Genomic DNA, 23,561 nt, shown 5'->3' with positions numbered 1-23,561 from the left:
GGCGGTAGCACGGGTTCGAATCCCGTTGGGGTCACTGATCCGATACAATTGAAAAGTTATGGCCCTGTAGCGCAGTTGGTTAGCGTGCCGCCCTGTCACGGCGGAGGTCGCGGGTTCAAGTCCCGTCAGGGTCGCTCCGTGCGATGGGCTCTTTCTTCGGAGAGGGCCCTTCGTCTAGGACGCGACAGGTTCGCCGGTCGCGCGGCTCTGTAGCTCAGTTGGTAGAGCGTTCGACTGAAAATCGAAAGGTCACCGGATCGATGCCGGTCGGAGCCACGTAGCGGAGATTACACCGCTGCTGAACCCTCGCAAGGCTTCTACTTGCGGGGGTTCTTTTATTACGGCTGACCGGGAGATTCCGCGATCGCGATACGGCACACTCACCGTCGAATCGGCCGAGTCGCGACAGCTCCCCACCGGTTGCTCCAAAGTATTCAGTCACCCACCCCGCATATAGAACTCGCGACACGAGCCCGCCCGGGCTGCCACACGCCCAATCGACCTTCCACTCGCGTGCACCCGCCGAGCACCTCGGACCACAAGTCTTGCGGTCGCGGGCTCTCCGTACCTTCTGTCACTGTCATCAAGAGATTGCGCTGTGGTTCAGTCGCTTCCGTTCGAAACACCCGCGCAGCCGTCAGCGGGGACAGCGCGCAAGCTACATCAATCCAGCGCCGCCGATTCGCCAGCTAGCGTGGCGATAGCTGGCGCGAGCGATTTCAATCGAGAGCGACGAACCGCGAGTTCAGCTTGTCACTGTGAAGGAGATCCATCAACGTCGCCGCCGGAACGCCGATCTGCAGACCGACCCAGAACCTCAGCACGAGAAGGTTCTCGCGCAGTGTGTTGATGAGGTCGAGGGAATCGGGCATTGCACGATCCACGTGCTTGGAACCCACATAGGCCGCGTCGCTCGCGACGGGCTCGTCTGCAGCTACCGTCACGGCCGCACGAACCCACGCAACGCCCTCGTCGCGCTCAGCGACGTCTTCCCCGACGCGCTAGGCCACCACCCCCACTGCAAGCGAGGCGCTCTTCACCCCGTGTACTGGACTCTCGCGCCCGAAGCGGATCACGCCCACGCCCACGCCCACGCCCACGCCCACGGCGGATCCAGCGAGATCGACAACCTCACCACGATGCACGCCCGCTGCAACACCATGAAGTCGAGCCTGGCCGCGGATTCTCTGCCCGTGCTTGCCGTCACGACGCCCGCCGGCACCTGGGACGGTCTGCTCTCGCGCTCCGCCGACATCGTCATCGCAGGGGCCTCCCACGGTCGCCGCCACTCGGGTCGCGACTTACCACCTGAGCTGGCTGCGCGACTACGGCCTACCCCGAAGACCGCGCGAGAGTGCTCAGCGCCGTGGGGCACCCCTAGGTCAGTTCCAGTTCATTCCGTGCGCTCGGCTGTCCAGTGCGTTCTTCCAGAACGACTCACGAGCCAGGATCGTGTCGACCCGTGTCTTCGGGTCGAAGATCTCCAGGATCGAGTACTGGAAGTTCTCCACGATGTGCGCGTCGCCGAGATCCCTGCGGATCTGCTCGAGCTCCCGGTTGCCGCCGGTGAGGTTCTTCAGGTGCGCGTAGCCGGACCAGCGCTGCCACAGCCCGTTGGCCTCGCCGGATGCCGACCCGATGTAGAGCCGGCCGTTGCTGAGGTCGGTGATGACGTAGACGCCCTTCACGCTGGAGAGCGCGTCCTTCCAGCTGGGCTCGTCGCCGGCGATGATGCGCTGCAGCTCGTGGTGCCTCAGCCGGACGTTCTGGTACCCGGGGAAGGTACCGAGCTTGACGTCGGGCGCGAGCTCGTAGACCTCGGGATTGAGAAGACTCTCCTGCAGCCCCACGTAGTGGCGCAGGTACGGGGTTCGGCCGATGGGCCTTTCGAGCTTGACGATGAGGCGCTTGATGTACTCCTCGTGCAGCGGCAGGGGCGTCAGCTCGTAGCCATGATCGTCGAGCCGATCGGGCTTGATCTCGGTCACCTCGTATGCGCCGCCGAACATGAAGTACTGCGGCCCATAGGGGTAGTACTGGGCGAAGGCCAGCAGGTACCGCGCACCACCCATGTTGTTGTTCGTCTGCCTCGTGCGCCACCGGCCGAAGTTGAGCCAGCGCTCGTGGTCATCCATCAGGAAGTCCAGGGCCTCGCCGCTGCCGTCGCCGGAGCGCATGTTGAACTTCACCTTCGTGAGCTGCGGCTCCGGAACAGGCAGGAAGTCGGTGAAGGAGATCACGAGCTGCTCCCATCGGTGCTGGCGGTCTGCGAGACGCCCTTGCTCGGTTTCGGGAACGCGATGGTCTCCCCCTCGCCGAACGAGAGCACGACGCCCGAGTCCAGAGTCACGACGGTCCCTGCCGCCGAGTGCTCGACGCGCACGACCGTGCCGTCGACGGTGACCCGGCCCAGGTCCGATCTCGTGAGCGTCGACGCCTTCTTCAGGTACGCCTGCGCCTTCGGCGGGCCATCCGGAGCGTCCGGCGTACACGTCTTGCACCTCCGGTACCGACCCACCGTCGCGAGCTCCTCGAGCGAGACGTAGACGGCGTCGAAGTACCAGCGCTCGGTGCCCTCGTTCGGGCCGACGAGCGCCAGGCCATCCTCGTAGGTCTCGAGGAACTGCGAGCCGCCCGCCGGCAGCTCCTGGCGCAGGTCTCCCCGCACCTGATGCTGGATCGTCGGGCAGTCCTCGCGATGCAGGACGTACGGCTGTTCGCTGTTGCGGTTGAGCACCAGGCGGACGGTCTCCGTCATGGCTACTGCTGATCGATCCGCTCGGCGCCGGCGAGGAACGCTCCACTCAGGAGATTCGTCGCGCCGAGGACCTCCACACCGAGCAGCATGCCTGCCTGGTCGAAGTCGAACACCACGGTCCCGCCGGAGGTCTCGACGACCTCGTTGCGTGCCGAGCGCCCCGGTGCGATCTCCGGGACCGGCGCCATGTACACAGCATCGGCTTCGGCGTCGAAAGTCGTTCGCATCCTCGGAGCCTATGGCCCCTGATGGAAATCTCCGAGCCGAATAGCGGATGTGGCCCGCAGCCGGTGTGCGGGATGCCTCACGCGTGGCCGCGGGGGTCGCCGGAAGCGCGTGCGCCGTGACACCCTTGCCCACCGGCCCCAGGCCGACTTCACTGGGAACCATGCGCTCTCTCATCGTCTCCGTGCTGACCTCGCTCGACGGCTACTTCCCAGGACCGGGCAAGGACCTGAGTTCGATGCCCTTCGAGGATGCCTTCGAGACCCACAACCACGAGCTGGGACTGATCACCAGGCCGCTTGCCGGCAACAGACGTCGCCCCGGGCGCCTTGGACAGGCAACCTAGGACGCGATGTGGGATGCAACGTTGAGCGTACGACCGCTGGGATCGCGGACGAAGAAGCGGCGGATCCCCCAGGGCTCATCCCGCAGTTCGCGAACGATCTGCAGCCCATCGGTCACGGCCCGCTCGAACGCAGCGTCGACATCATCGACCTCAACGGAGACATCCACCTGAACCAGCTCGGGATCCACTGCGGATGCGCTCTTCCACGCGATGATGACCTGCGTGGTCGGAGTGCTTCTCGACGCGAGCATGAGCATCCCGTCTTCATCCATCGCGACACGGAAGCCCAGAATGCCCTCGTAGAACGCCCGCGTCTCGGCAGGACGATCGGTCGTGATCACGGGCATCGCGCGACGAATATCCACGCACACAGGTCTATCACTACGGCATGGCTATTGCTGGTCGATCTGCTCGGCGGCGAGGAACTCCCCATCCAGGAGCTTCGAGAAGGCGACCACGTTTGCAGCGCGTAGGGGCACGGGCTTACCGAGCGGTTCCAGCTTCCCGGTCGCGCCGTCGATGCGGAACCGCACCAGCAGGTCCGCGTCGCTGCTGGCGGCCCAGAACACGTCGCCTGCGGGGGCGATGGCGAAGCTGGTCGGTCCGGCGATGCCGCGGGATTCGTGGCCGATGAGCGAGAGCCGCCCGGAGCCGGAGTCGACGCGGTACGTGGCGATCGTCTGCGATCCGCGGTTGGACGCGTAGAGGAACCGGCCGGACGGGTGCAACGCGATTTCCGCTGCGCTCTGGGGTCCGCTGTGTCCTTCCGGAGCGGTGGCGATCATCTGCACGATCTCCCCGATGGCACCTGTGTCCGGGTCGAAGCGGAAGGCGGTGATGTCGCCGTCCAACTCGCCGATCACGTACAGGACGCGGCTGTCGGACGAGAACGCGACGTGGCGTGGCCCGCTCCCGAGCCGGGTGCTCGCTCGCCCCGTCTCCCGCAGTGATCCGTCATCGTCCAGCACGAAGGACTGCACGAGGTCGCATCCGAGATCTGCCGTGACGAGGAATCGTCCATCGGGAGTGAAAGCGACGGCGTGCGGGTGCGGGCAGTCCTGCCGGACGTGAGGGCCGGATCCCTCGTTGCGCACGACGGCCGTGCGCTCAAGGACGCGCCCGTCGGAGTCGATGTGATGCACGGTGAATTCGCCGGAGCCGTAGTTCGCCACGACCAGGTGGTGCCCGTCCGGGCTGACGGTGATCTGTGCGGGCGATCCCGGGCCGATACCGATGCTGGAGAGCGCAGTGAGAGTACCCGAATCCGGGTCGATACGGTGTGCTTCTATCCGGCACTCCCCATCCGGGGCAGCCGGCCCGAGGCAGGTCCAGAGCACGCCGCGGCCATGATCGATCTCGATCCACGTCGGATTCGATCGGCCCGTGGCCTGGATGTCTTCCGTATCACCGGAGATTGGATCGATGCGCAGGACGTAGATGCCCGGTTCCTGACTCATCGTTGGCTGCCCGAGGGCCCGCCGGACGTAGGAGGTCACATAGGCGATGCCCATCGGCTCCACCTGCTCACTGCCCGGCGACCGGGGAGGGCATGACCGCGTCCCACAGCGGCGAGGCCTGACCGCGGTTGCGGGCGCTGAGCTCCTCGAAGTACCAGTCCTGGCCGAGCAGCTGCTTCACGCGCGGGATGGCCTGCCCGTCGGGTCCGGAGTAGTAGTGCACCTTCTTGCGGTCGCCGTCGGTGACCATCTGGAACATGACCTCGGCGGTCCCGACCGGGTCGGAGCGGACCAGGTTCAGCGAGGCGAACGAGGCCCAGCCCGCGTCGTAGTCGGCGGGCACGTCCTCGGCGCGGTCGACCTTGCTGAAGATCTTCGTCTCATGGCTGCCCGGGTGCAGCGCCTTCACCTGCACCCCGAACTCGGCGAGCTCCGCATGCAGGCCCTCGGTGAGCGACGCCACCGCAGCCTTGGACGCCTGGTAGACCGACGTATACGGGTAGCCTCCGTCGGCGCTGATGGAGCTGACGTTGACGATCACGCCGGCGCGCTGCTCACGGAAGATCGGGATGAACGCCTTGTTCATCCCGATCAGCCCGAACACGTTGGTCTGGAACTGGCGGTGCACCTGGTCCATGGTCGACGCTTCCAGCGGCCCGCCCTGGAAGTAGCCGGCATTGTTGATGACCGCGTCGACACGGCCGAACTGCGCCAGCGCCAGCTCGCCGAAGCCCAGGTCCGCCTGCTCGTCGTCGACGTCGAGCAGCAGCGTCTTCACGTTCGCGATCTCGTCGTGGACGCCCAGGTCGCTCTCTTTGCGCACCGTGGCGACGACGTTCCAGCCGGCCCCAGCGAATCGCCGGACGGCGAGGTTCCCGAAACCGGTCGATGTCCCGGTGATGACGACGGTTGGTGCCGACATGGCTGATCTCCTCTTGTTCGATGCGCAACCCGCGCCCCATTAGTACAACACTGTTGCACTATTAATGCAACCCTGTTGCTGTAAACTGACAGCATGGAAGAGACCACGTACCGGCGCGCGCGATCGCTCGATGCAAAGCAGGAGAGAGTCGACGCGATCCTGCGCTCGGCGTCCGAGCAGGCGCTCGACCGCGGCGTCCGCGAGGTGACGCTCACCGACATCGCCGCCGGTGTCGGGATGCACAAGTCGACGATGCTGCGGTACTTCGAGACCCGTGAGGAGATCTTCCTGCGCCTCGCCGCCCAGGAGTGGGACGCATGGGCTGGCCAGACTTCCGCGCGACTGGAAGAGCAACGGGACGCGACGCCGTCGGCCGTCGCCCAGGTGCTCGCTTCCTCACTCGTCGACCGCCCGTTGTTCTGCGAGCTGCTCGCCCACGTCCCCCTCAACTTGGAACGCGGCGTCTCGCTGGAGGCCGTCAAGGAGTTCAAGCTCGTCGCGATCGCCGCCGCCGGCCGGGTCGCTGGTGCCACTCGGCGGGCATGCGGGATCGATGGGGCTGCGGCCGGCGACGCCGTGTCCACGGCTACCGCGATGGCCGGAGCGCTCTGGCAGATGGCCGCCCCCGGAACACGACTGCGTGAGCTGTACGAGAGCGACCCGGAGCTCGCCCACGCGCGGGTCGACGTCGAGCCACGGCTGACGCGGATCCTCACGGCGCTGCTTCGCGGGAGCCTCAAGGACTGAGCGAGTTCACACAGGAGAGGTGACCTCTACGGGCGCCCCTCGCGCACGGCCGCTGACCGGCCCGAGGCTACGCTTCAGCAAGTCCTCAGCGGAAGTTCTTCGACGAGTCCGTATCGTTCGGATGCGACGGGGACGCCTCGAGGAGTATGACCCGACCCTGCTTCTTCGTCTTGGCGTCAGGCTCGCCAACGGCGTAGCGGAGCCTCGCGCCGTCGGTGACCTTGTACTGACACACAGGCAGGACCTTGCCGTCCACGACGACCGTCGCGAGGTTCCCCTTCAGTTGGTAGCAACGTTGTGAACCGTGAACCCTGACGTCGTCATCCCCTTAGCCACCGCAGGTAGCGTGGTCAGACTCGATTCCAGAACTTGCGAGTGATACACCGCCAGGCCGAACTGGGCGTATACCTCGCGTACCTGGTAGTCATCGTCATCCAGCTCATCATCTCGAACTACCGCCGACATGCCTCGGCATGATACGGCAAGGCGTGGCGGAGCGTTCGAGAGCGGGGCGGCTGACGCCCCACGAGTCAGTAGACGTTGCCGCCTGAATGACAGCGCCACCTTTTGCCCCGGACGCCTCGCACGGACTCAAAGACCGGTGCCGGACGCCAGGTTTCGAGGCATCCACGACGAGCGCGAGGAACAACCTCGGGGGTAGTATCGGCAGTTCGCACGGATATGGGGGGACCATGATGCGCACGACACCCAAGCGAGCGGGAGTCATCGCGCTCTGCCTCGCAGCGGCACTGAGCATCACCGGATGCTCCGCCCTGGCGATCGACGCGGCAGGATCATCGACGTCGGGCCCGCAGCAGAACGGGAATACCTCGGCCGCTCCGGGACAGCAGACCTCCGCCGCCGCATGCGAGATCGTCAACGCGGAGTGGGGCCGGGCACTCGACTCGTGGCCCGGGATTCAGCACCCGAAGCGGGAGCCGGGCACGCGCATGGACTTCGCGAAGGCGAAGACCGAGCACGAGGCGCTCATCGCCGACCTGCAGAAGATCGCCGACAAGGTCGAGGTGCCCGACGTCCGCGGCATCCTCGACTCGACGATCGACGTCCACCAACGCTACGCCGACGAGATCTGGCCGCTGTCGAACAGCATTCCCGAAGGATACGTCGCCAATCCGGAGGACCCGAAGAACAAGATCTCGATCCTCGGCAAGAAGCAGGCCGCCTACGACAAGGAGATGGACGAAGCCGGCCTCAAGCGCTACGACCTCTGCGGCTCGGTGCAAAACGGGCAAACGGGAAGCCAGGCCTGCGAGATCGTCAACGGCGACTGGGTCGATGCGGGCCTTGCGTTCAACTCCGCAGCCTCTGAGATCTCGTACGGGCAAGTGGCTGAAGGCGTCAAGAACGGAAAGAGTGCTCTGCACCAGATCAGAATGGTGCTGAGCAAGGTCACCGTCCCCGAGGTGCTCGGCGAACTCGAGTCGCTCTATGACGCCTACCAGGTGTACTACGACGAGGGCTTCCTCACCGCCAAGACGGAAGAGGAGCTGAAGAAGCTGTCCCTCGACGAGTTGAACAAGCTCATCGAGGAAGGCGACAAACTCTTCAAGACATGGGACAGCGCCCTCACGGCCGGGGAAGGGCGATTGAAGTCGTACTGCAACAGCGTCGAATAGAGACCACCCTGCGTGCGCATTCCGGACGTCGTCCTCCCGACGATGGTGTGGACTCTGAGTCATCGAATCTGCACACCATGGACAGGCTGAGACCCGTGGTCAGGCCGGCGAACGCGTGGAGGCGCGAACGTGCAGCATCGGCGGGGGGTCGGTGAGCACGATCTCCCGCGGCACGGTCGCGTCGAGCAGCTGACGCACAGCGACGACGCCCATCTCGTAGAGCGGAAGACTGACCGCGGTGAGCGACGGGACCAGATGTTCGTTGATCCAGGTGTCGTGGACGGCACACACCGAAAGGTCGTCCGGCACCGCGAGCCCATGACTCCGGGCCGCGCCGAGGATGCCGATGCCGATGAGCGAGTTGCCCGCGATGAGCGCGGTCGGCCTGTCGGCGGCGCCAGCCCAGCGTGCCACGAGCTCGTCGAGGCCGGCTCGTCCGCCGTCGGCCGACCAGTCCGCGTAGACGACATCGCGCTCGAGCAGCTGTAGCCCGGCATCCGCCATGGCGGATCGCACTCCGCGTTCGCGGAGCGTCGCGGTCATCGAGTCGCTCGGGCCGGAGACCAGGCCGACGCGGGTGTGTCCCAGGGAGAGGAGGTGCGCGGTCAGCGCTCGCGTGCCAGCGGGTTCGTCAGGGGAGACATTGGCCGCCCGGTCGCGCTCGACCGGCGACGGCGCGTTGACAATGACTGTCGGGAGCACATCGGCGATGTCGGAGATCCGCTCATCGAAGCCGCGATGACCGCCCTGGACGATGAGACCGTCCACGCGATTGCCGTTGACGAGGATCTTGAAGGCCTCTTCGTCGTCGAGGAGTTCGTCGACGTCGCCAAGGACCAGGAAGTAGTTGTGGGCCGCGGACTCCGTACGAGCGCCGCGCAACAGCTCTAGATGGATCGGGCTGGAGAGGTCGTGCACGACGAGGCCGATCAGCCCGTTGCGTCGCACGCGCAGGCTCTTGGCCGCGACGTTGGGCACGTATCCGAGCGCTCGCGCCGCATCCAATATCCGGCTCTTGGTCTCGGGAGTCGCCCGCGCGGCGGGATCGGAGTTGAGGACGCGCGAGACGAGCGCGATCGAGACCCCCGCCGCCGCCGCGACGTCGGCCAGTTTGACGCCAACTGGTCGCCGCGCCGGGCTCGGGGTCGAACCGTCCATGGATCCCACTATGCCCGGTCTGTCGTGGCGACGTCGAAACGTCGCCACGACAGACGGATTCAGGCCGCGCCGGCGGGCTCCTTCGGATGCGCCCCGGCGAGCGTGCGCGTCTCAGGGAGGAAGTACATGCCGATCGCCGCGAGGATCATCAGCGCGACGCAGTAGAGCGCCACCAGCCAGAAGGCTCCCCCGGCCGCCGCCGTCAGCGCGGCGGCGACGAAGGGGAGAGTGCCCCCGACGAGGGCGCCCGTGATCTCGCGGCTGAACGTGACGCCGGTGTAGCGGTAGCGCACGTCGAACAACTCGGACATGAACCCCGACTGCGCGGCGAGCATCGCATCGTTGCAGAACGTGAAGATCAGCACCAGCGCGATCCAGATGAGCAGCGGCGTCCCGGTGTTCAGCAAGAAGAAGAACGGGTAGACGAGGATGACGGCGCCGATCGCACCGGCGAGGAACACCGGGCGGCGTCCGACCCGGTCGCTGATCCATCCGGCCGCCGGGATGGTGACGAACTTGAGCAGGTTGCCGATCAGGATGCCGGTGAGGCCGATCCACGCCGGCGCGTTGACGATCGTCGTGAGGTAGGTGATCGCGTAGACAGAGGGCAGGTAGGAGGCCACGTTCGGGCCGATGCTCGCGAGCATCGCGAGCGGGATGCGTCTGCCCGCCGAGCGGAACAGCTCGCGGATGGCCACGGGGGTGACCTTGCCCTCCGCCTTGGTCTCGACGAACTCGGGGCTCTCCGGCACGCGCAGCCGGATGACGACCCCGACGACGCAGACCGCGATGCTCAGGAGGAATGCGATGCGCCAGCCCCAGGCAAGGAACGCGTCCTGGGACAGAGTCGTGCTGAGCAGCGTCAGCACGCCGGTCGCGAGAAGGGCGCCCGCCGCATTGCCCGCACCCGGGATGGCTGCGTTCAGACCGCGCGACTCCTCATGGGAGTGCTCGGCCGCGAGCAGGGTCGCACCCGCGTATTCACCGCCCGCTCCGAAACCTTGCAGCACACGCAGCACGATCAGCAGGATCGGCGCGGCCATCCCTATCGCCGCCACGCTCGGGATGAGCCCGATGAGCGTCGATGAGGCGCCCATCAGGATCAGTGTGAGGAACAGCATCTGCCTGCGACCGAACCGGTCACCGAGGTTGCCGATGATCACGCCGCCGATCGGGCGCGCGAAGAACCCGACGGCGAAGGTCGCGAAGGACGCCAGGGTGGCTGTCAGAGCGTTGTCCGTCGGGAAGAAGACAGCCGGGAAGACCAGCGCACTGGCAGTGGCGTAGAGCGAGAAGTCGTACCATTCGAGCGCTGTGCCGACGGTCGCTCCCACCGTCGCCTTTGTGATGCGAAACGTCATCGTTTTCTCATTATCCTTTCAGGGCGAGCCGGACCGTGAGGCTGACCGGCGTAGGCTCCCCGTCGCTTCCGGCGGTGGATCCGGCGAGTCGGAGGAACCCGCCGAAATGGGTGATGCGCGCGAAGGCCCGGTCGGACGAGACGAGAACGGTGCCCTCGTCGATCCAGCGGATGCCGTCCGCGCTGAGCTGGACGCGCAGCGAGACGACGGCTCCGGGGGCTGCGTCCTCCACCTCCACGAAGAACAGGGCCTCATCGGCCCAGCCGCACTCGTAGGGATGGGTCTCGACGGCGCCCGTGAACTCCTGGCGGAGCTCGATGACAGAGGTGTAGAAGGTCTTCACGATCGGGCCTCCGAGTCGGCGGAGACGAGGACGGAGTCGAGGAACAGCGACACGCGTCGATCGGTGTCGGCCTCGACGAAGAACACCGGGTTCAGCAGTCCCTCGATGTCGTTGTAGGCGGGCGCGAGCGTCGGCCTCGCTCCCTCCGGGAAGGAGTGCACGCGTCCCCCGACACGGAACTCCTCGTAGCTACGGTTCAGGAGGTCGATCGTCAGGGAGAGCGGGGTCCAGTTCAGCTTGTCGTCCGACTCGTTGTAGATGAGGTGCTGCTCGCCGTGCTCGAACCAGGTCGTGGCGACGGTGGAGCCGTCACTGCGCCGTTCACCGAACCACTGCGGATCGATGCCGGCCTTGTGCCAGCCGTCCGTTCCGTAGCTCCAGTCGGCGTCGGTGACGTCGCTCTCGCTGTAGAACTGCCAGGCGCGAACAGGCCGCCCGTCGACGGCGTTCACATAGCGCACACCGGGCATGTACCGGTGCTCACCGTCCTGCAGGTCGACGAAGAGGCCGAAGGCGCGGAAGTCATCGACGCCGAGCCCCGGGCGATCCTGCTCGACCTTGTAGGCGAAGAGCGTCTCGACGCGGAGCCGCCGAGCCCCGGGCGGGACCGCCAGCCGCTTGATCGCCAGCCCCATGGATCCGGCAGCGGGCGGCTGGTCGGCCCGGGCCGCGTTTGCGCGGCTGGAGATCTTGAGCGAGTAGGTGCCCTGCGCCGAGCCGTGGGTTCCTCCGTAGGCGAAGGTCGCCGAGCTGAGCATCGTCGGCCCCCAGTGGATGAGGTCGATGTCGGTGGAGTGCTCGCGGAACCCGGGAGCGACGAAGTTCGGGCGAAGGTCGAGCCACCCGCTCATGCCGCGATCGAAGTCATCGGCGACGAGTACCCGTGGAAGCGGATCGAAGAACCCGGAGACGTCCATGTCCATCCTTTGCGATGATCTGAGGTGGCCGGTCGGTTCCAGCCGAATGGCTTGAACAAACGATTTATCATTTGTACGCTGGACCCACCCCGCTGTCAAACCCGAACTCGAGCAGACGTGTCGACGGGCGCTGCCGCAACCAAGGAGAGAGATGATCCGCACGGCCATTCCCGCCGCTCCCCCCTACGACCGGACGCGCGTGACCCCGGGAATCGTGCACTTCGGTGTCGGCAACTTCCATCGCTCACACCAGGCGATGTACCTTGATCGGCTCCTCCGCCGAGGCCGGGCCGCCGATTGGGGCATCCTCGGGGTGGGCCTCCTCCCGCGCGACGCCGCAATGGGCGAGGCGCTGCGTGCGCAAGCCTGCGTCTACACCCTCGTGGAGCTCGCCGCCGACGGCACGCGGACGGCCACCAGGATCGGCTCGATCGTCGACTTCCTGCACGCCCCCTCCGCTCCCGGCGCCGTACGGGAAGCGCTCGCCTCCCCCGGGATCCGGATCGCATCGCTGACGATCACCGAAGGCGGGTACAACACATCGGACACGACCGGGGCATTCGACACGGAGAACCCCGACGTGCTCGCCGACGTCGGAGCCGAGTTCCCGCGCACCGTGTTCGGAGTGCTCGCGGCGGGGCTCCGCCTACGCCGCGAGCGCGGCATCCCGCCGTTCACCATCGCCTCGTGCGACAACATCCTCGGCAACGGGGACGTCACCCGAGCGGCGCTCGTCGCATTCGCACGACTGGCCTACGACGACGAATTCGCGGACTGGATCGCGAACGACGTCGCGTTCCCGAACAGCATGGTCGACCGGATCACGCCGGTGACCGGCGACGCCGAACGCGCCCTGGTCCGCGGCTCCTTCGGCATCGACGACCTCTGCCCGGTGGTCTGCGAACCGTTCACGCAGTGGGTCATCGAGGACGACTTCCCGCTGGGCCGGCCTGCGTGGGAGGAGGTCGGCGCACAGCTGGTCGACGATGTCGCCCCCTATGAGCTCATGAAGCTGCGTCTGCTCAACGGAAGCCATCAGGCGATCGCCTACGCCGGGCTTCTCGGCGGTCACACGTTTGTGCACGAGGCCATCGGCGACCCCGCGGTGACCGACCTCGTCGAGCGGTACATGGACGAAGCGGTGACGACGCTGCAGCCGGTCGAGGGCATCGACCTCCGCGCCTACCGCACCGAGCTGCTGCAGCGCTTCGGCAATCCGCACATCCGCGACACGCTGGAGCGCCTGGCGACCGACGCAAGCGACCGGATCCCCAAGTTCGTCGTCCCCGTCGCCAGCCGGCGCGGCGTCGAGGGCATCGGCTCACCCGCTGCTGCGGAGGTCGTCGCCGACTGGGCCGCTCGCTCACGCGCCGTCCTCCGCGCAGGAGGCGCCCTGAACGACCGCCAAGCGGCGCGCATGGCCGACGCGCTGAGGCGGGCGGACGCAAAGCCCGCCCGCTTCCTCGACGAGACCGACTGGTTCGGCTCGCTCAGGGACGACCCGTTGTTCGTCGCCGACTTCGAGCGACTGTCACGCACCCGCGGCTGGGGCACCGGTCACGAAGAGGCCGGGCCGGGGACACAGCACCCGACCCGGCCTCCGTCACCGTCAGCTCACGGAGTCCCGGGCTGACCGCACGGGAACCCGCCGTTCGCGCCGCCGAAGCCGGAGACGAAACCGCCGCCGCCCTTGGCCTCGCTGATGCCGGACCCGCCGTTGTCCTCCTTGAAGAGGTGCAGCTGGCCGTCGTTGCCGACGCCGCCCGACGGGGCGCACTCCGCGTTCTTGCCGTTCGCGACGATGCTCCATCCGCCCTGCGGCACGCCGTTCGCATCGATCGTGCGCGTGCGGATGTAGTTGTGCGGGTTGTTCGCACCGGTCCCCGGACCGGTCGCGTAGGCCCGGACGACATTGCCGTCGACGACGAGAGACACCGAGCCGGTGTAGAGGCCCGCGGCGCCGTCACCGTCGCCGAAGGAGACATCCCAGCCCTGCCAGGCGCCGTTCTTGTACGTCGTCAGCGCGATCCCGAGACCGTAGGGCTTCACCACGGCGAGCACGATCGTGCCGTTCGAGGTCGTCACCATCACCGGGGCGGCCCCGGCGGGGTGCGTGCCGATGGTCTGCCAGGAGCCCCATCCGCTGTTCGGAGCGGTCTGGGACAGCGCGGCGATGCTCTGGTACCCCGGAGCCACCGCGACCACCTGCAGCTTGCCGTTGCCGGCCTTGGCGATCACCGGCGGCGCACCGGCGGCGGTGGGCCCGATGACCTCCCAGTTGGACCAGTTCCCGCCCGGCGTCTGCTGCCACTTGTGCGAGATGCTCGCCCCGCCCGGAGCGAGGGCGAAGATCTCCATCCGACCGTCGGCATTGAGTGCACCCACGGGGGAGGCTCCCGCCGCGGTCGTTCCGAAGTTGCCGTCCCACGCCGACCACGGTCCGTTCGGCGAGGTCTGCCAGCGATGCGCGATCGTGTTGGTCGTCCGATCCACGGCGAAGACCTCCAGCCGTCCGTCGGCGTTGCTGACGACAGTGGGGGTCGCCGCCGCACCGCCCGGGCCGAATGCCCCGGACTGCCCCTCGTTCCATCCGGACCAGTTGCCGTCGGCCTTCTGGAAGCGGTTGTCGACAGTGGCACCGCCGGCGCCCACGCCGAACACCTCGAGGCGCCCATCGGCGTTCTTGCCCACGCTGAGCGCGGAGGGCGTCTGCCACGGACGCGGCGAAGTCGACCACTGCACCTCGGCGATGTCGAGCCCGGCCTGGAACCAGCCGGAGTTCGTCACCCAGTCCTTGCCGTTCTGATCGGTGACGATCTCCGGCGCGTGCGCATTGATGTGCCCCGCGTACTGCGAGACGTTGAAGCTCTCGATGTTGGAGCTCTTGTACACGTCAGTGCCCGTGTAGCCACCGCCGCGCGGACCGATCAGCAGGTACCACGACCCGTTGCGGTTGACCACCACGGGCGACTCGGTCAGTGGCTCGATGGCCCCCGCGTTCGCCGTCGAGGTCGGGTCCGTGAACGCGACACCCGGCGCCGACCAGTTGACGAGGTTCGTGCTCGTGCGGAACTTCACCTGGTTGGCTCCGCCGCTCGCATTGGCCGTGGCGGTGTAGAAGATGTACCACTTGCCGTTCGCGAAGGTCACGAACGGATCCCGCGCCTCGAACCCGTCGCGGAACAGCGGTCCGCCGGTGCTGCGGGTCCACGATCCGTCGAGGTTGGTCGTGGTCGCGAGGTTGATCGCCGCCTTGCTGGGATCGGTCCCGGCCCCGGCCTGGTTGCCGGCGGCGTAGAACATGTAGTACTTCGCCTGGTAATAGGCGCCGCCGCACGGCTGCACCGCCGCGGAGAACGGCATCGTGCAGGCCTTGATGACGTGCGGCGCCCAGAGGTGCGCCTCACCGCCGCCGCCGAGCTGGCCGTTGCCGTATGCCGGATCGGTCGTCAGCGCGTCGGCCTGCCGCGTCCACGAGCCGGTGAGGCTCGGTGCGGTGGCGTGGAAGATGGCGTCCTCGTTCTCCGAGGACGCCGGACCCGTGCCGAGCTGCCGGCCGTTGAGGTTCCCGTAGATCGAGAAGATGTGCCACTTGCCCGAGTCATCGCGGATGATCGTGTGGTCGTTCAGATACTCGTTCGACGAGGTGAGGTCCAGCACGTGCTGGAACTTTCCGGAGTACATCCAGGTCGCGACATCGGCCGCGTTCGCAGGGATGCCCGCAGCGAGCCCGATGCTCACCGCCACCCCCGCCGTCGCCGCCACGGCGCCTATCCGGCGCCACCGTTTGGACTGCATTTCTTGCCCCCTGTTCTCGACCTCCTCAATGAGATCGATTTCACAGCATGGTAGTTACATGTCCCCGTCCGGTCAATGGATTCCCACAGGAAGCCAGCAGGCGTCACCTTCATGTGCGTCGAGATCCGCCAGAATATTGATGTTCTGCTTCCAATGTCCTTGACGGACCTCCTCCCACCGTGCCAGGGTTCCGATGAAATCGATTCCAATGATGCATCGGGGGCTGCATGATCGATCCACTGCTCAGCATGAGCGGCATCGGCAAGTCCTTCTCCGGTGTGCGGGCTCTCGACGGCGTCTCCCTCACGGTCCAGGCGGGGCGCGTGGTCGCCCTCCTCGGCGAGAACGGCGCCGGCAAGTCGACGCTCATCAACGTGCTGTCGGGTGTCTTCCCGTCCTACGACGGCGAGATCCGGATGGACGGGGAGTCGATCGACCTGCACTCCCCGGCCCAGGCGCAGCGCCTCGGCATCTCGACCATCCACCAGGAGCTGAACCTGGTCCCCGAGATGAGCATCGCCGACAACATCTTCCTGGGCCGCGAGATCGACTCGGTCGGTTGGGTGCGCCGGAGCCGATCGGTCCAGCACGCGCAGGAGCTCCTCGCACGCGTCGGCCTCTCCCACCTGGACCCGCGCACACCGGTGAGCCGCTGCCGTCTCGCCGAGCAGCAGCTCGTCGAGGTGGCCAAGGCGATCTCCCTGGACGCGCGGGTGCTCATCATGGACGAGCCGACGTCGTCACTCGCCGAGGCCGAGGTGCAGCAGCTGTTCACCGTGATCCGGAACCTCACCGCCGCGGGCGTCGGCATCGTGTTCATCTCCCATCGCCTCGAAGAGCTCGAGGAGATCGCCGACACCGTCAACGTCCTCCGCGACGGCCGCTGGATCGGAGAACGGCCGATGGAGGGGGTGACCCGGGAGGAGCTCATCTCGATGATGGTCGGACGCGATGTCGTCTACGCGCCGCACGAGCCGTCAGACGCAGGGAGCCGGCCGGTACGGCTCGAGATCTCCGGGCTGTCCCTGCGCGGAAGCCGCAGCGAGTCGCGCGCGGCGCTGCACGACGTGTCGCTGCAGGTGCGCGAGGGCGAGGTCGTCGGACTCGCCGGGCTCATGGGCGCCGGGCGCACCGAGATCCTGCAGGCGGTCTTCGGCGCGTATCCCCGGCGCGACGTGTCCGGATCCGCGCGGCTCGACGACCGTGCACTCGGCCTCCGCAGCCCACGGCACGCGATCACCCGGGGGATCGCCCTGGTCGCCGAGGACCGCAAGCTGCAGAGCCTCGTGCTCGACGAGTCAGTGCGCTTCAACTCCGCGCTCGCCGCGCTCGGCCGCTTCGCCCGGGCCGGATGGATCAGGCCCTCACGCGAACGCGCGGCCGTCGAGCAGCAGGTGCGCCGCCTCGGCACGAAGACGCCGTCCATCCGCGTCCCGGTCCGCAATCTCTCCGGGGGGAACCAGCAGAAGGTCGTCCTCGGCAAGTGGCTGCTCACCGAGCCGCGGCTGATCCTCCTCGACGAGCCCACCCGGGGCATCGACATCGGTGCGAAGGCGGAGATCTACGCGATCGTCGCCGAGCTGGCCGCGCAGGGCGTGTCGTTCCTCGTCGCCTCCTCCGAGCTCCCGGAGCTCCTCACCATGTGCGATCGCATCCTCGTGATCCGCGAGGGCGAAGTGAGCGCCGAGTTCGACGCCGTCGTCGCGACGCAGGAGGAGCTCCTCGCCGCCGCGATGCCGGTCCGCCCCGCCCCCCGAGAGGAAGCCGCATGAACGACGCCATCTCCCGTACGACCGGAACCCGACGATGGACGTCGCTGCTGGGATCGTCGCAGGGATACATCGGCCTGGTGCTGATCATCGTGATCGGCATCTGGAGCCAGGGGGACCGCTTCCTCGACGTCGACAACCTCACCAACGCGATCGGCTACTTCGCCCCGCGCGGCATCCTCGCGGTGGGAATGACCCTCGTGATCATCTCCGGGGGCATCGACCTCTCGGTCGGCGCGCTCCTCGCCGTCGGCTCCACGGCCTCCGCCTGGATGCTCACTTCGCTCAACTGGCCGGTCGCGGCGATCATCCCGGCGTCGATGCTCATCGGGGCCCTGTTCGGGCTCGTCAACGGCGTCGGGTCGGCGCTCCTCAAGATCCAGTCGTTCGTGATGACGCTCGCGATGATGACGATCGCCCGCGGCATCGTCCGGGAGTTCTCCCACAACGTGTCGATCGGCACCGTGACGGTGGACGCCAACGGCGTGATCGCTCCGGGCTCCCAGCAGTTCCGGCTGCTCGGCACGCCGGGCACCAGCATCTTCCCCGTGCCCGTGCTGGGCTACTTCCCCGTGCTGGCGCTGCTCATCGTCATCATCGTCTTCCACCTGCTGCTCTCGCGGTCCACCTTCGGCCGGCACGTCTACGCCGTCGGCGGCAACCCCACCGCGGCGCGCCTCTCCGGGGTGAACGTCACGGGCGTCACGATCGCGGTCTTCGCACTGTCCGGCCTGCTCGCGGGACTGGCCGGCCCGATCAACGCCGCATACAACGCCTCGGCCGACCCGCAGGCCGGGCTCGGCTACGAGCTCGACGCGATCGCCGCGGTCGTGATCGGCGGGGCGAGCCTCGCCGGAGGCCGCGGATCCGTGCTGGGGACCGCCGTCGGGGCGCTCATTCTGACGCTGCTCGACAACGTGCTGGGACTGAACAACTTCAGCGCCAACTGGCAGCTCATCATCAAGGGCCTCATCGTCATCGCGGCCGTGGTCATCCAGCGTCCCGATCTGTTCACGTCGCTCTTCTCCCGCATCCGCGGCCCGAAGACCGCCCGCGCCTGACCCGCATCACCGACACATCGAAGGAGATCGTCACATGAAGAAGCTCAAGCCCGCGCTGCTGATCGCGGCAGCCGTGATGACCGGCGCGCTCGCGCTGTCCGGCTGCAGCACCAACAGCGATGCCCCGGCGCCGTCCGACGGCGGCACGAAGCCTGCCTCCGACGGCGGCTGGAAGCTCGACAAGAAGGACGTCTACACGATCGGGTACTCCCAGGCGAACAACGCCGAGCCGTACCGCGCGCAGCTGAACGCACAGCTGGAGTACTACGCCAAGCAGCATCCCAACCTGAAGCTGCTCCCCATCGCCGACGCACAGCAGGACTCCTCGCGGCAGGTCTCGCAGGTGCAGCAGTTCATCCAGCAGAAGGTGGACGTGCTCATCGTCTCGCCCAACGAGTCCGACCCGCTCACGCCGCCCGTCGAGCAGGCCTGCAAGGCCGGCATCCCGGTCATCGTGCTCGACCGCGCGGTCAACACCGACTGCATCGCCGCCTTCATCGGCGGGGACAACGTGGCCATCGGCAAGGCCGCCGGCGAGCTCGCGCTGAAGCTCCTCCCCGAGGGCGGCAACGTGGTGGAACTGCGCGGAATCATGTCCAATCAGCCTCAGATCGACCGCGACAAGGGCTTCCGCGACGCGATCGCCGCGAACCCCAAGATCAAGATCGTCAAGGACCAGGATGCCAAGTGGCTCAAGGAGGAGGGCACGAAGGTGATGCAGCAGTGGCTGCAGTCCGGCGAGAAGATCGACCTCGTCTACGGACACAACGACCCGATGGCGCTCGGCGCCTACCTCGCCGCATCCGGCGCGGGCAAGGCCGACAGCATCAAGTTCATCGGCATCGACGGGCTCGCGATCCCCGACGGCGGGATCCGCGCGGTCCAGGAGGGCCAGCTCGCCGGCACCTTCATCTACCCGACGGGTGCGAAGGAGGCGATCGACACCGTCGAGGCGATGATCGACGGCAAGACGATCGAGAAGAAGCAGGTGCTCCCGACCACGGCGATCACGCCCGAGAACGCCGCCGAGATCTACAAGGAGAACGACTTCAGCAACAAGTGAGGTTCCGGGGAGAGGGCCGGGCTGCGACGGGCGCAGTCCGGCCCTCGTTTCTTCTCCGATGCGCCGCCGCGGTCGGGTCACCCGTCCAGGGGAGGAGACGATCCGGACGGGGGATTGACAGAGCATCCGGGTTTCGGTAGAACTTGAGATCAAGTGGTCTTACCAGTCATACCAGACGAAGGATGAACGCGCATGACAACGAAGTTGAAGCGTGCAGCCGCGCTTGCGGGCGCGGTGGTCGCAGGGGCGAGCCTGCTCGCCCTCACCGGCTGCGGAGGAGCGGCCGACCCCGGCAAGAGCGACGGCGGCAAGGATCAGGCGAAGGGCACCGTGACGCTCTGGGTCGACACCCAGCGCGCCCCGGCGCTGAAGGACCTCGCCGCACAGTTCAAGAAGGACACCGGCGTGGAGATCAAGCTGGTGCTGAAGGACTTCGCGACGGCCGACCAGGACTTCATCAGCCAGGTCCCCACCGGCAAGGGGCCCGACATCATCGTCTCCCCGCACAACGTGCTCGGCGCCTATGTGAAGAACGGCGTCGTCGCCCCGCTCGAGCTCGGCGACAAGGCCAAGGACTACGCCGACACCGCGATCCAGGCGGTCACCTATGAGGGCAACGTCTACGGCGTCCCCTACTCGATCGAGAACATCGCGCTGCTGCGCAACAAGAAGCTCGTCCCCGAGGCCTCGCAGACGTTCGACGAGGTGATCGCGAAGGGCAAGGCGTCCGTCGCCAGCAAGGCCGCGAAGTACCCGTTCCTCGTCGGCCTCGATCCGAAGCAGGGCGACCCGTACCACCTCTACCCGCTGCAGACCTCGTTCGGATCGACGGTGTTCGCGCAGAACCCCGACGGCACCTTCGACGCCTCCAAGCTCACGCTCGGCGACCCGGCCGGCGTGAAGTTCGCCACCGCGCTCAAGCAGTGGGGCGCGGAGGGCATCCTCAACGCGAACATCACCGGTGACATCGCGCTCGACGCGTTCACCAAGGGCGAGTCGCCGTACTACCTGACCGGCCCGTGGAACGTGCCCGCCATCAAGGACGCCAAGATCGACTACGCGATCGATCCGCTGCCCTCGGCAGGCGGAGAGCCGGCGCGCCCGTTCCTCGGCGTGAACGCGTTCTTCGTCAGCTCGAAGAGCCAGAACAAGGTCGCGGCGACGAAGTTCCTGGTGGACTACATCGGCAGCGCCGCCGGGCAGAAGGCGCTCTACGAGGCCGGCGGTCGTCCGCCCGCCCTCACCAGCGTGTACGACGAGCTCGCCGCGAAGGATCCCGACATCAAGGCGTTCGGCGACATCGGCCGCGACGCCACCCCGATGCCGGCGATCCCGCAGATGGCTTCCGTCTGGGCCGACTGGGGCACGGCCGAGCTCGCGCTCATCAAGGGCCAGGGAGACCCCGCGACGGTGTGGAACACCGCCGTCACCAACATCCAGGCCAAGCTCACGCAGTGACACCGGCGTCCGCGGGCGGACGGGGCCTCGGCCTCGCCCGCCCGCACCGGGGAGGGGTTCGGAGATGACCATCACGGAGGAGCGGGCGCCGAAGGCTCTCCCGCGCGCCGAGACGAGGCGGGGCGGCATCGGCGGCCTCATCGTCAAGATCGTGCTGCTCGGAGCGCTCGACGCGATCGCCGTCTGGGCGATCCTCGTCCTGGCCGGGCTGCAGCTGTGGATCCCGATCGCCGTCGTCGTGCTGGCGACCGGGCTGATCAACTGGATCTACCTCGGCCGGGATCGGCACCTCCCCGCGAAGTACCTCGCCCCCGGTGTCGCGTTCCTCCTCGTCTTCCAGGTGTTCGTGATCGGCTACAGCGGCTACATCGCCTTCACCAACTACAGCGACGGGCACAGCGGGAGCAAGGAGGACGCGATCGCAGCGATCACCGCCGCGGGCGAGCGCCGGGTGCCCGACACCCCCGCCTACCGCACGGCGGTGGTCGAGAAGGACGGCCGGCTCGGCCTGCTGCTGACGGGTCCCGACGGGATCGTGAAGGTCGGGACGGAGACGACGCCGCTGCAGGACGTCACCGATCCCACTCTCGGCGGCAACGGCGCGGCGACCGGTGCCCCGGGCTATCGCACGCTGACGCTCTCCGAGGTGCTCGACCGGCAGAGCGCCGTCACCGCGCTGCGGATCCCCGTCTCCGACGACCCGAAGGACGGCGTCGTGCGCACCGACGACGCCGCGAACGCCTACGTCTACCGGGCCGACCGCGTGTACGACCCCGCGGACGGCACGATCACGAGCAGCGACGGGACCGTCTACCGCGACAACGGCAACGGCGCGTTCGCCACCGACGACGGCACCACGATCAGCCCCGGCTGGAAGATCGACGTCGGTTTCGCGAACTTCGTCAACGCCTTCACCAACACGCAGCTGATCGGCCCGCTCCTGCGGGTGATGCTGTGGACCTTCGGATTCGCGATCCTGTCCGTGCTCACGACCTTCGCACTGGGCCTGTTCCTCGCGCTCGTGCTGAACCATCCCCGGCTCCGCGGCAAGAAGATCTACCGGATCCTGGTGATCCTGCCCTACGCGTTCCCCGGATTCCTCTCCGCCCTCGTGTGGGCGGGTCTGATGAACCCCGAGTTCGGGTTCATCAACCAGGTGCTCTTCGGCGGACTGCAGATCCCCTGGCTGTCGGATCCCTGGCTCGCCCGGATCAGCGTGCTGATGGTGAACCTCTGGCTGGGCTACCCCTACATGTTCCTCGTCTGCACGGGCGCCCTGCAGTCCCTCCCCGCGGACGTGGACGAGGCCGCCCGCGTGGACGGCGCGAGCCCCTGGCGCATCTTCCGCTCGATCAAGCTGCCCCTGCTGCTCGTGTCTGTCGCGCCGCTGTTGATCGCGTCGTTCGCGTTCAACTTCAACAACTTCAACCTCGTGTACATGTTCACCAAGGGCGCACCACGGTTCTCCGACACGACCTATGACATCGGCGCCACCGACCTGCTCATCACGATGGTCTACAAGATCGCCTTCGGGATGGGCGGCGGCCGCGACTACGCGCTCGCCAGCGCCCTGTCGATCCTCATATTCATCCTGGTCGGTGCGGTCGCGGTCGTCGCGTTCCGCCGCACGCGCGCGCTGGAGGAGATCAACTGATGTCCGTGACCGAGATCCCCCGCCGCCGCCCCGTCTCGGTCGGCCGCTGGTTCCGCGACACCGGATGGCGCCACATCGTCGCCCTCGTGCTCGTGGTGTTCGCGCTGTTCCCGCTGGCCTACGTGCTCTCCGCCTCACTGAGCTCCTCCGGGTCGCTGGTCGGCTCGAACCAGCTCTTCAGCAACATCGACGTGCGCAACTACGTCACACTGTTCACCAACCCCGACCAGCCCTTCGTGATGTGGGTGCTCAACACCCTCTTCATCGGCCTCGTCACCTCCGTGCTCTCGGTGTTCCTCGGCGCGATGGCGGCGTACGCCTTCTCACGGATGCGCTTCCGCGGGCGTCGGGTGGGACTGCTCTCGCTGCTGCTGATCCAGATGTTCCCCCAGTTCCTCGCGTTCGTGGCGATCTTCCTGCTGCTCAACGCGATCGGCGAGGTGTTCCCCGCGCTCGGCCTGGGGAGCCAGCTGGGGCTCATCATGGTCTATCTCGGCGGCGCCCTCGGCGCCAACACCTACCTGATGTACGGCTACTTCAACACGGTCCCGGTGGAGATCGACGAAGCGGCGAAGATCGATGGCGCCGGGCACGCGCAGATCTTCTTCACGATCATCCTGCGTCTCGTCGCACCGATCCTCGCCGTCGTCGGCCTGCTCTCGTTCATCGCCACGACGGGCGAATACGTGATCGCGAGCATCGTGCTCACCGATCCCAACCGGCAGACCCTCGCGGTGGGCCTCTACAGCTTCGTGTCGCAGCAGTTCTCGAACAACTGGGGCGTCTTCGCCGCCGGTGCGGTGATCTCGGCGATCCCCGTGATGATCGTGTTCCTCCTGCTGCAGCGCTACATCGTCGGCGGGCTCGTCTCGGGATCGGGGAAATAG

At 67.2% G+C, this 23,561-nt stretch carries 22 protein-coding genes, 2 tRNA genes and 1 pseudogene; 13 read left to right on the top strand and 12 right to left on the bottom strand.

What is annotated here, in order from left to right:
• Nucleotides 1-60: 60 nt before the first annotated feature.
• Nucleotides 61-134, top strand: a tRNA-Asp gene (locus ABWO84_RS12095).
• Nucleotides 135-203: 69 nt separating this feature from the next.
• Nucleotides 204-276: transfer RNA gene (locus ABWO84_RS12090), tRNA-Phe, on the top strand.
• A gap of 443 nt (nt 277-719) precedes the next feature.
• On the opposite strand, the gene ABWO84_RS12085 is transcribed toward ABWO84_RS12090, so the two are convergent.
• Nucleotides 720-872 carry a hypothetical protein gene (locus ABWO84_RS12085; RefSeq protein WP_353114844.1) on the bottom strand — a complete coding sequence of 51 codons (153 nt, stop codon included), beginning with the start codon at nt 870-872 and terminating at the stop codon, nt 720-722.
• A gap of 12 nt (nt 873-884) precedes the next feature.
• Between ABWO84_RS12085 and ABWO84_RS12080 the strand changes: the two are divergent.
• A pseudogene (locus tag ABWO84_RS12080) lies at nt 885-1,160 on the top strand (hypothetical protein); the annotation flags it as partial.
• A gap of 222 nt (nt 1,161-1,382) precedes the next feature.
• On the opposite strand, the gene ABWO84_RS12075 reads toward ABWO84_RS12080, so the two are convergent.
• The 3 genes from ABWO84_RS12075 to ABWO84_RS12065 are packed head-to-tail and all read right to left on the bottom strand — an operon-like array spanning nt 1,383 to nt 2,985.
• The gene (locus ABWO84_RS12075) at nt 1,383-2,240 is read right to left on the bottom strand and encodes a GIY-YIG nuclease family protein (protein ID WP_353114842.1); all 858 of its coding nucleotides are present in this window, start codon (nt 2,238-2,240) and stop codon (nt 1,383-1,385) included.
• Entirely contained in the window at nt 2,237-2,758 is a 522-nt protein-coding gene (locus ABWO84_RS12070) for a hypothetical protein (protein WP_353114840.1), read from the bottom strand. Before ABWO84_RS12070 ends, ABWO84_RS12075 begins: the two co-directional genes overlap by 4 nt.
• Before the next feature lie 2 nt (nt 2,759-2,760).
• Complete coding sequence (locus tag ABWO84_RS12065; RefSeq protein ID WP_353114838.1) at nt 2,761-2,985, bottom strand: DUF2283 domain-containing protein; 225 nt, start codon at nt 2,983-2,985, stop codon at nt 2,761-2,763.
• A 161-nt stretch (nt 2,986-3,146) separates the two neighbouring features.
• Here ABWO84_RS12065 and ABWO84_RS12060 point away from each other — a divergent pair, with 161 nt between their 5' ends.
• A complete protein-coding gene (locus ABWO84_RS12060) occupies nt 3,147-3,329 on the top strand; it encodes a hypothetical protein (RefSeq protein WP_353114836.1) in 183 nt (60 codons plus the stop codon).
• On the opposite strand, the gene ABWO84_RS12055 is transcribed toward ABWO84_RS12060, so the two are convergent.
• Genes ABWO84_RS12055 through ABWO84_RS12045 form a run of 3 tightly spaced genes read right to left on the bottom strand, consistent with a single transcriptional unit; the run spans nt 3,326 to nt 5,708 of the window.
• The gene (locus ABWO84_RS12055) at nt 3,326-3,694 is read right to left on the bottom strand and encodes a VOC family protein (RefSeq protein WP_353114834.1); all 369 of its coding nucleotides are present in this window, start codon (nt 3,692-3,694) and stop codon (nt 3,326-3,328) included. The genes ABWO84_RS12060 and ABWO84_RS12055 overlap by 4 nt on opposite strands.
• Before the next feature lie 27 nt (nt 3,695-3,721).
• Complete coding sequence (locus ABWO84_RS12050) at nt 3,722-4,840, bottom strand: lactonase family protein (protein ID WP_353114832.1); 1,119 nt, start codon at nt 4,838-4,840, stop codon at nt 3,722-3,724.
• Between the two features lie 13 nt (nt 4,841-4,853).
• Complete coding sequence (locus ABWO84_RS12045) at nt 4,854-5,708, bottom strand: SDR family NAD(P)-dependent oxidoreductase (protein WP_353114830.1); 855 nt, start codon at nt 5,706-5,708, stop codon at nt 4,854-4,856.
• Nucleotides 5,709-5,801: 93 nt separating this feature from the next.
• On the opposite strand from ABWO84_RS12045, the gene ABWO84_RS12040 reads away from it, so the two are divergent.
• Complete coding sequence (locus tag ABWO84_RS12040) at nt 5,802-6,455, top strand: TetR/AcrR family transcriptional regulator (RefSeq protein ID WP_353114828.1); 654 nt, start codon at nt 5,802-5,804, stop codon at nt 6,453-6,455.
• Between the two features lie 692 nt (nt 6,456-7,147).
• Nucleotides 7,148-8,092: a hypothetical protein gene (locus ABWO84_RS12035; RefSeq protein WP_353114826.1), complete on the top strand. Its 945-nt coding sequence runs from the start codon at nt 7,148-7,150 to the stop codon at nt 8,090-8,092.
• Nucleotides 8,093-8,191: 99 nt separating this feature from the next.
• Here ABWO84_RS12035 and ABWO84_RS12030 read toward each other — a convergent pair whose 3' ends face one another.
• Genes ABWO84_RS12030 through ABWO84_RS12015 form a run of 4 tightly spaced genes read right to left on the bottom strand, consistent with a single transcriptional unit; the run spans nt 8,192 to nt 11,871 of the window.
• The gene (locus ABWO84_RS12030; RefSeq protein WP_353114824.1) at nt 8,192-9,250 is read right to left on the bottom strand and encodes a LacI family DNA-binding transcriptional regulator; all 1,059 of its coding nucleotides are present in this window, start codon (nt 9,248-9,250) and stop codon (nt 8,192-8,194) included.
• A 59-nt stretch (nt 9,251-9,309) separates the two neighbouring features.
• Complete coding sequence (locus ABWO84_RS12025) at nt 9,310-10,611, bottom strand: MFS transporter (RefSeq protein ID WP_353114822.1); 1,302 nt, start codon at nt 10,609-10,611, stop codon at nt 9,310-9,312.
• Nucleotides 10,612-10,621: 10 nt separating this feature from the next.
• The gene (locus ABWO84_RS12020) at nt 10,622-10,954 is read right to left on the bottom strand and encodes a hypothetical protein (RefSeq protein ID WP_353114820.1); all 333 of its coding nucleotides are present in this window, start codon (nt 10,952-10,954) and stop codon (nt 10,622-10,624) included.
• Nucleotides 10,951-11,871, bottom strand: a complete 921-nt coding sequence (locus ABWO84_RS12015) for a DUF6772 family protein (RefSeq protein ID WP_353114818.1) — start codon at nt 11,869-11,871, stop codon at nt 10,951-10,953. The genes ABWO84_RS12020 and ABWO84_RS12015 overlap by 4 nt, the downstream gene beginning before the upstream one ends.
• Nucleotides 11,872-12,022: 151 nt before the next feature.
• Between ABWO84_RS12015 and ABWO84_RS12010 the strand changes: the two genes are divergently transcribed.
• Nucleotides 12,023-13,504: a mannitol dehydrogenase family protein gene (locus ABWO84_RS12010; RefSeq protein WP_353114817.1), complete on the top strand. Its 1,482-nt coding sequence runs from the start codon at nt 12,023-12,025 to the stop codon at nt 13,502-13,504.
• Here the strand turns inward: ABWO84_RS12010 and ABWO84_RS12005 are convergent.
• Nucleotides 13,486-15,669: a DUF8189 domain-containing protein gene (locus tag ABWO84_RS12005; RefSeq protein WP_353114816.1), complete on the bottom strand. Its 2,184-nt coding sequence runs from the start codon at nt 15,667-15,669 to the stop codon at nt 13,486-13,488. The two genes, ABWO84_RS12010 and ABWO84_RS12005, sit on opposite strands and share 19 nt — an antisense overlap.
• Nucleotides 15,670-15,896: 227 nt before the next feature.
• Here ABWO84_RS12005 and ABWO84_RS12000 point away from each other — a divergent pair, with 227 nt between their 5' ends.
• From ABWO84_RS12000 to ABWO84_RS11975, 6 genes are all read left to right on the top strand, one after another.
• On the top strand, nt 15,897-17,441 hold the full coding sequence (locus ABWO84_RS12000; RefSeq protein ID WP_353114815.1) for a sugar ABC transporter ATP-binding protein: 1,545 nt from the start codon (nt 15,897-15,899) through the stop codon (nt 17,439-17,441).
• On the top strand, nt 17,438-18,499 hold the full coding sequence (locus tag ABWO84_RS11995; RefSeq protein ID WP_353114814.1) for an ABC transporter permease: 1,062 nt from the start codon (nt 17,438-17,440) through the stop codon (nt 18,497-18,499). Before ABWO84_RS12000 ends, ABWO84_RS11995 begins: the two co-directional genes overlap by 4 nt.
• A 34-nt stretch (nt 18,500-18,533) precedes the next feature.
• Entirely contained in the window at nt 18,534-19,562 is a 1,029-nt protein-coding gene (locus ABWO84_RS11990) for a substrate-binding domain-containing protein (protein ID WP_353114813.1), read from the top strand.
• 192 nt (nt 19,563-19,754) lie between these two features.
• Entirely contained in the window at nt 19,755-21,020 is a 1,266-nt protein-coding gene (locus ABWO84_RS11985) for a sugar ABC transporter substrate-binding protein (protein ID WP_353114812.1), read from the top strand.
• A 64-nt stretch (nt 21,021-21,084) separates the two neighbouring features.
• The gene (locus ABWO84_RS11980) at nt 21,085-22,674 is read left to right on the top strand and encodes an ABC transporter permease subunit (RefSeq protein ID WP_353114811.1); all 1,590 of its coding nucleotides are present in this window, start codon (nt 21,085-21,087) and stop codon (nt 22,672-22,674) included.
• The gene (locus tag ABWO84_RS11975) at nt 22,674-23,561 is read left to right on the top strand and encodes a sugar ABC transporter permease (protein WP_353114810.1); all 888 of its coding nucleotides are present in this window, start codon (nt 22,674-22,676) and stop codon (nt 23,559-23,561) included. The genes ABWO84_RS11980 and ABWO84_RS11975 overlap by 1 nt, the downstream gene beginning before the upstream one ends.

The organism is Microbacterium sp., from assembly GCF_040394595.1.
GTDB lineage: Bacteria > Actinomycetota > Actinomycetes > Actinomycetales > Microbacteriaceae > Microbacterium.
This window is presented reverse-complemented; position numbering and strand designations above follow the sequence as displayed.

Excerpts from the sequence above, each read along its gene's own strand:
- ABWO84_RS12085 (WP_353114844.1), bottom strand. The coding sequence starts at position 872 with ATGCCCGATTCCCTCGACCTCATCAACACACTGCGCGAGAACCTTCTC.
- ABWO84_RS12070 (WP_353114840.1), bottom strand. The coding sequence starts at position 2,758 with ATGACGGAGACCGTCCGCCTGGTGCTCAACCGCAACAGCGAACAGCCG.
- ABWO84_RS12065 (WP_353114838.1), bottom strand. The coding sequence starts at position 2,985 with ATGCGAACGACTTTCGACGCCGAAGCCGATGCTGTGTACATGGCGCCG.
- ABWO84_RS12060 (WP_353114836.1), top strand. The coding sequence starts at position 3,147 with ATGCGCTCTCTCATCGTCTCCGTGCTGACCTCGCTCGACGGCTACTTC.
- ABWO84_RS12050 (WP_353114832.1), bottom strand. The coding sequence starts at position 4,840 with ATGGGCATCGCCTATGTGACCTCCTACGTCCGGCGGGCCCTCGGGCAG.
- ABWO84_RS12045 (WP_353114830.1), bottom strand. The coding sequence starts at position 5,708 with ATGTCGGCACCAACCGTCGTCATCACCGGGACATCGACCGGTTTCGGG.
- ABWO84_RS12040 (WP_353114828.1), top strand. The coding sequence starts at position 5,802 with ATGGAAGAGACCACGTACCGGCGCGCGCGATCGCTCGATGCAAAGCAG.
- ABWO84_RS12035 (WP_353114826.1), top strand. The coding sequence starts at position 7,148 with ATGATGCGCACGACACCCAAGCGAGCGGGAGTCATCGCGCTCTGCCTC.
- ABWO84_RS12030 (WP_353114824.1), bottom strand. The coding sequence starts at position 9,250 with ATGGACGGTTCGACCCCGAGCCCGGCGCGGCGACCAGTTGGCGTCAAA.
- ABWO84_RS12025 (WP_353114822.1), bottom strand. The coding sequence starts at position 10,611 with ATGACGTTTCGCATCACAAAGGCGACGGTGGGAGCGACCGTCGGCACA.
- ABWO84_RS12015 (WP_353114818.1), bottom strand. The coding sequence starts at position 11,871 with ATGGACGTCTCCGGGTTCTTCGATCCGCTTCCACGGGTACTCGTCGCC.
- ABWO84_RS12010 (WP_353114817.1), top strand. The coding sequence starts at position 12,023 with ATGATCCGCACGGCCATTCCCGCCGCTCCCCCCTACGACCGGACGCGC.
- ABWO84_RS12005 (WP_353114816.1), bottom strand. The coding sequence starts at position 15,669 with ATGCAGTCCAAACGGTGGCGCCGGATAGGCGCCGTGGCGGCGACGGCG.
- ABWO84_RS12000 (WP_353114815.1), top strand. The coding sequence starts at position 15,897 with ATGATCGATCCACTGCTCAGCATGAGCGGCATCGGCAAGTCCTTCTCC.
- ABWO84_RS11995 (WP_353114814.1), top strand. The coding sequence starts at position 17,438 with ATGAACGACGCCATCTCCCGTACGACCGGAACCCGACGATGGACGTCG.
- ABWO84_RS11990 (WP_353114813.1), top strand. The coding sequence starts at position 18,534 with ATGAAGAAGCTCAAGCCCGCGCTGCTGATCGCGGCAGCCGTGATGACC.
- ABWO84_RS11985 (WP_353114812.1), top strand. The coding sequence starts at position 19,755 with ATGACAACGAAGTTGAAGCGTGCAGCCGCGCTTGCGGGCGCGGTGGTC.
- ABWO84_RS11980 (WP_353114811.1), top strand. The coding sequence starts at position 21,085 with ATGACCATCACGGAGGAGCGGGCGCCGAAGGCTCTCCCGCGCGCCGAG.
- ABWO84_RS11975 (WP_353114810.1), top strand. The coding sequence starts at position 22,674 with ATGTCCGTGACCGAGATCCCCCGCCGCCGCCCCGTCTCGGTCGGCCGC.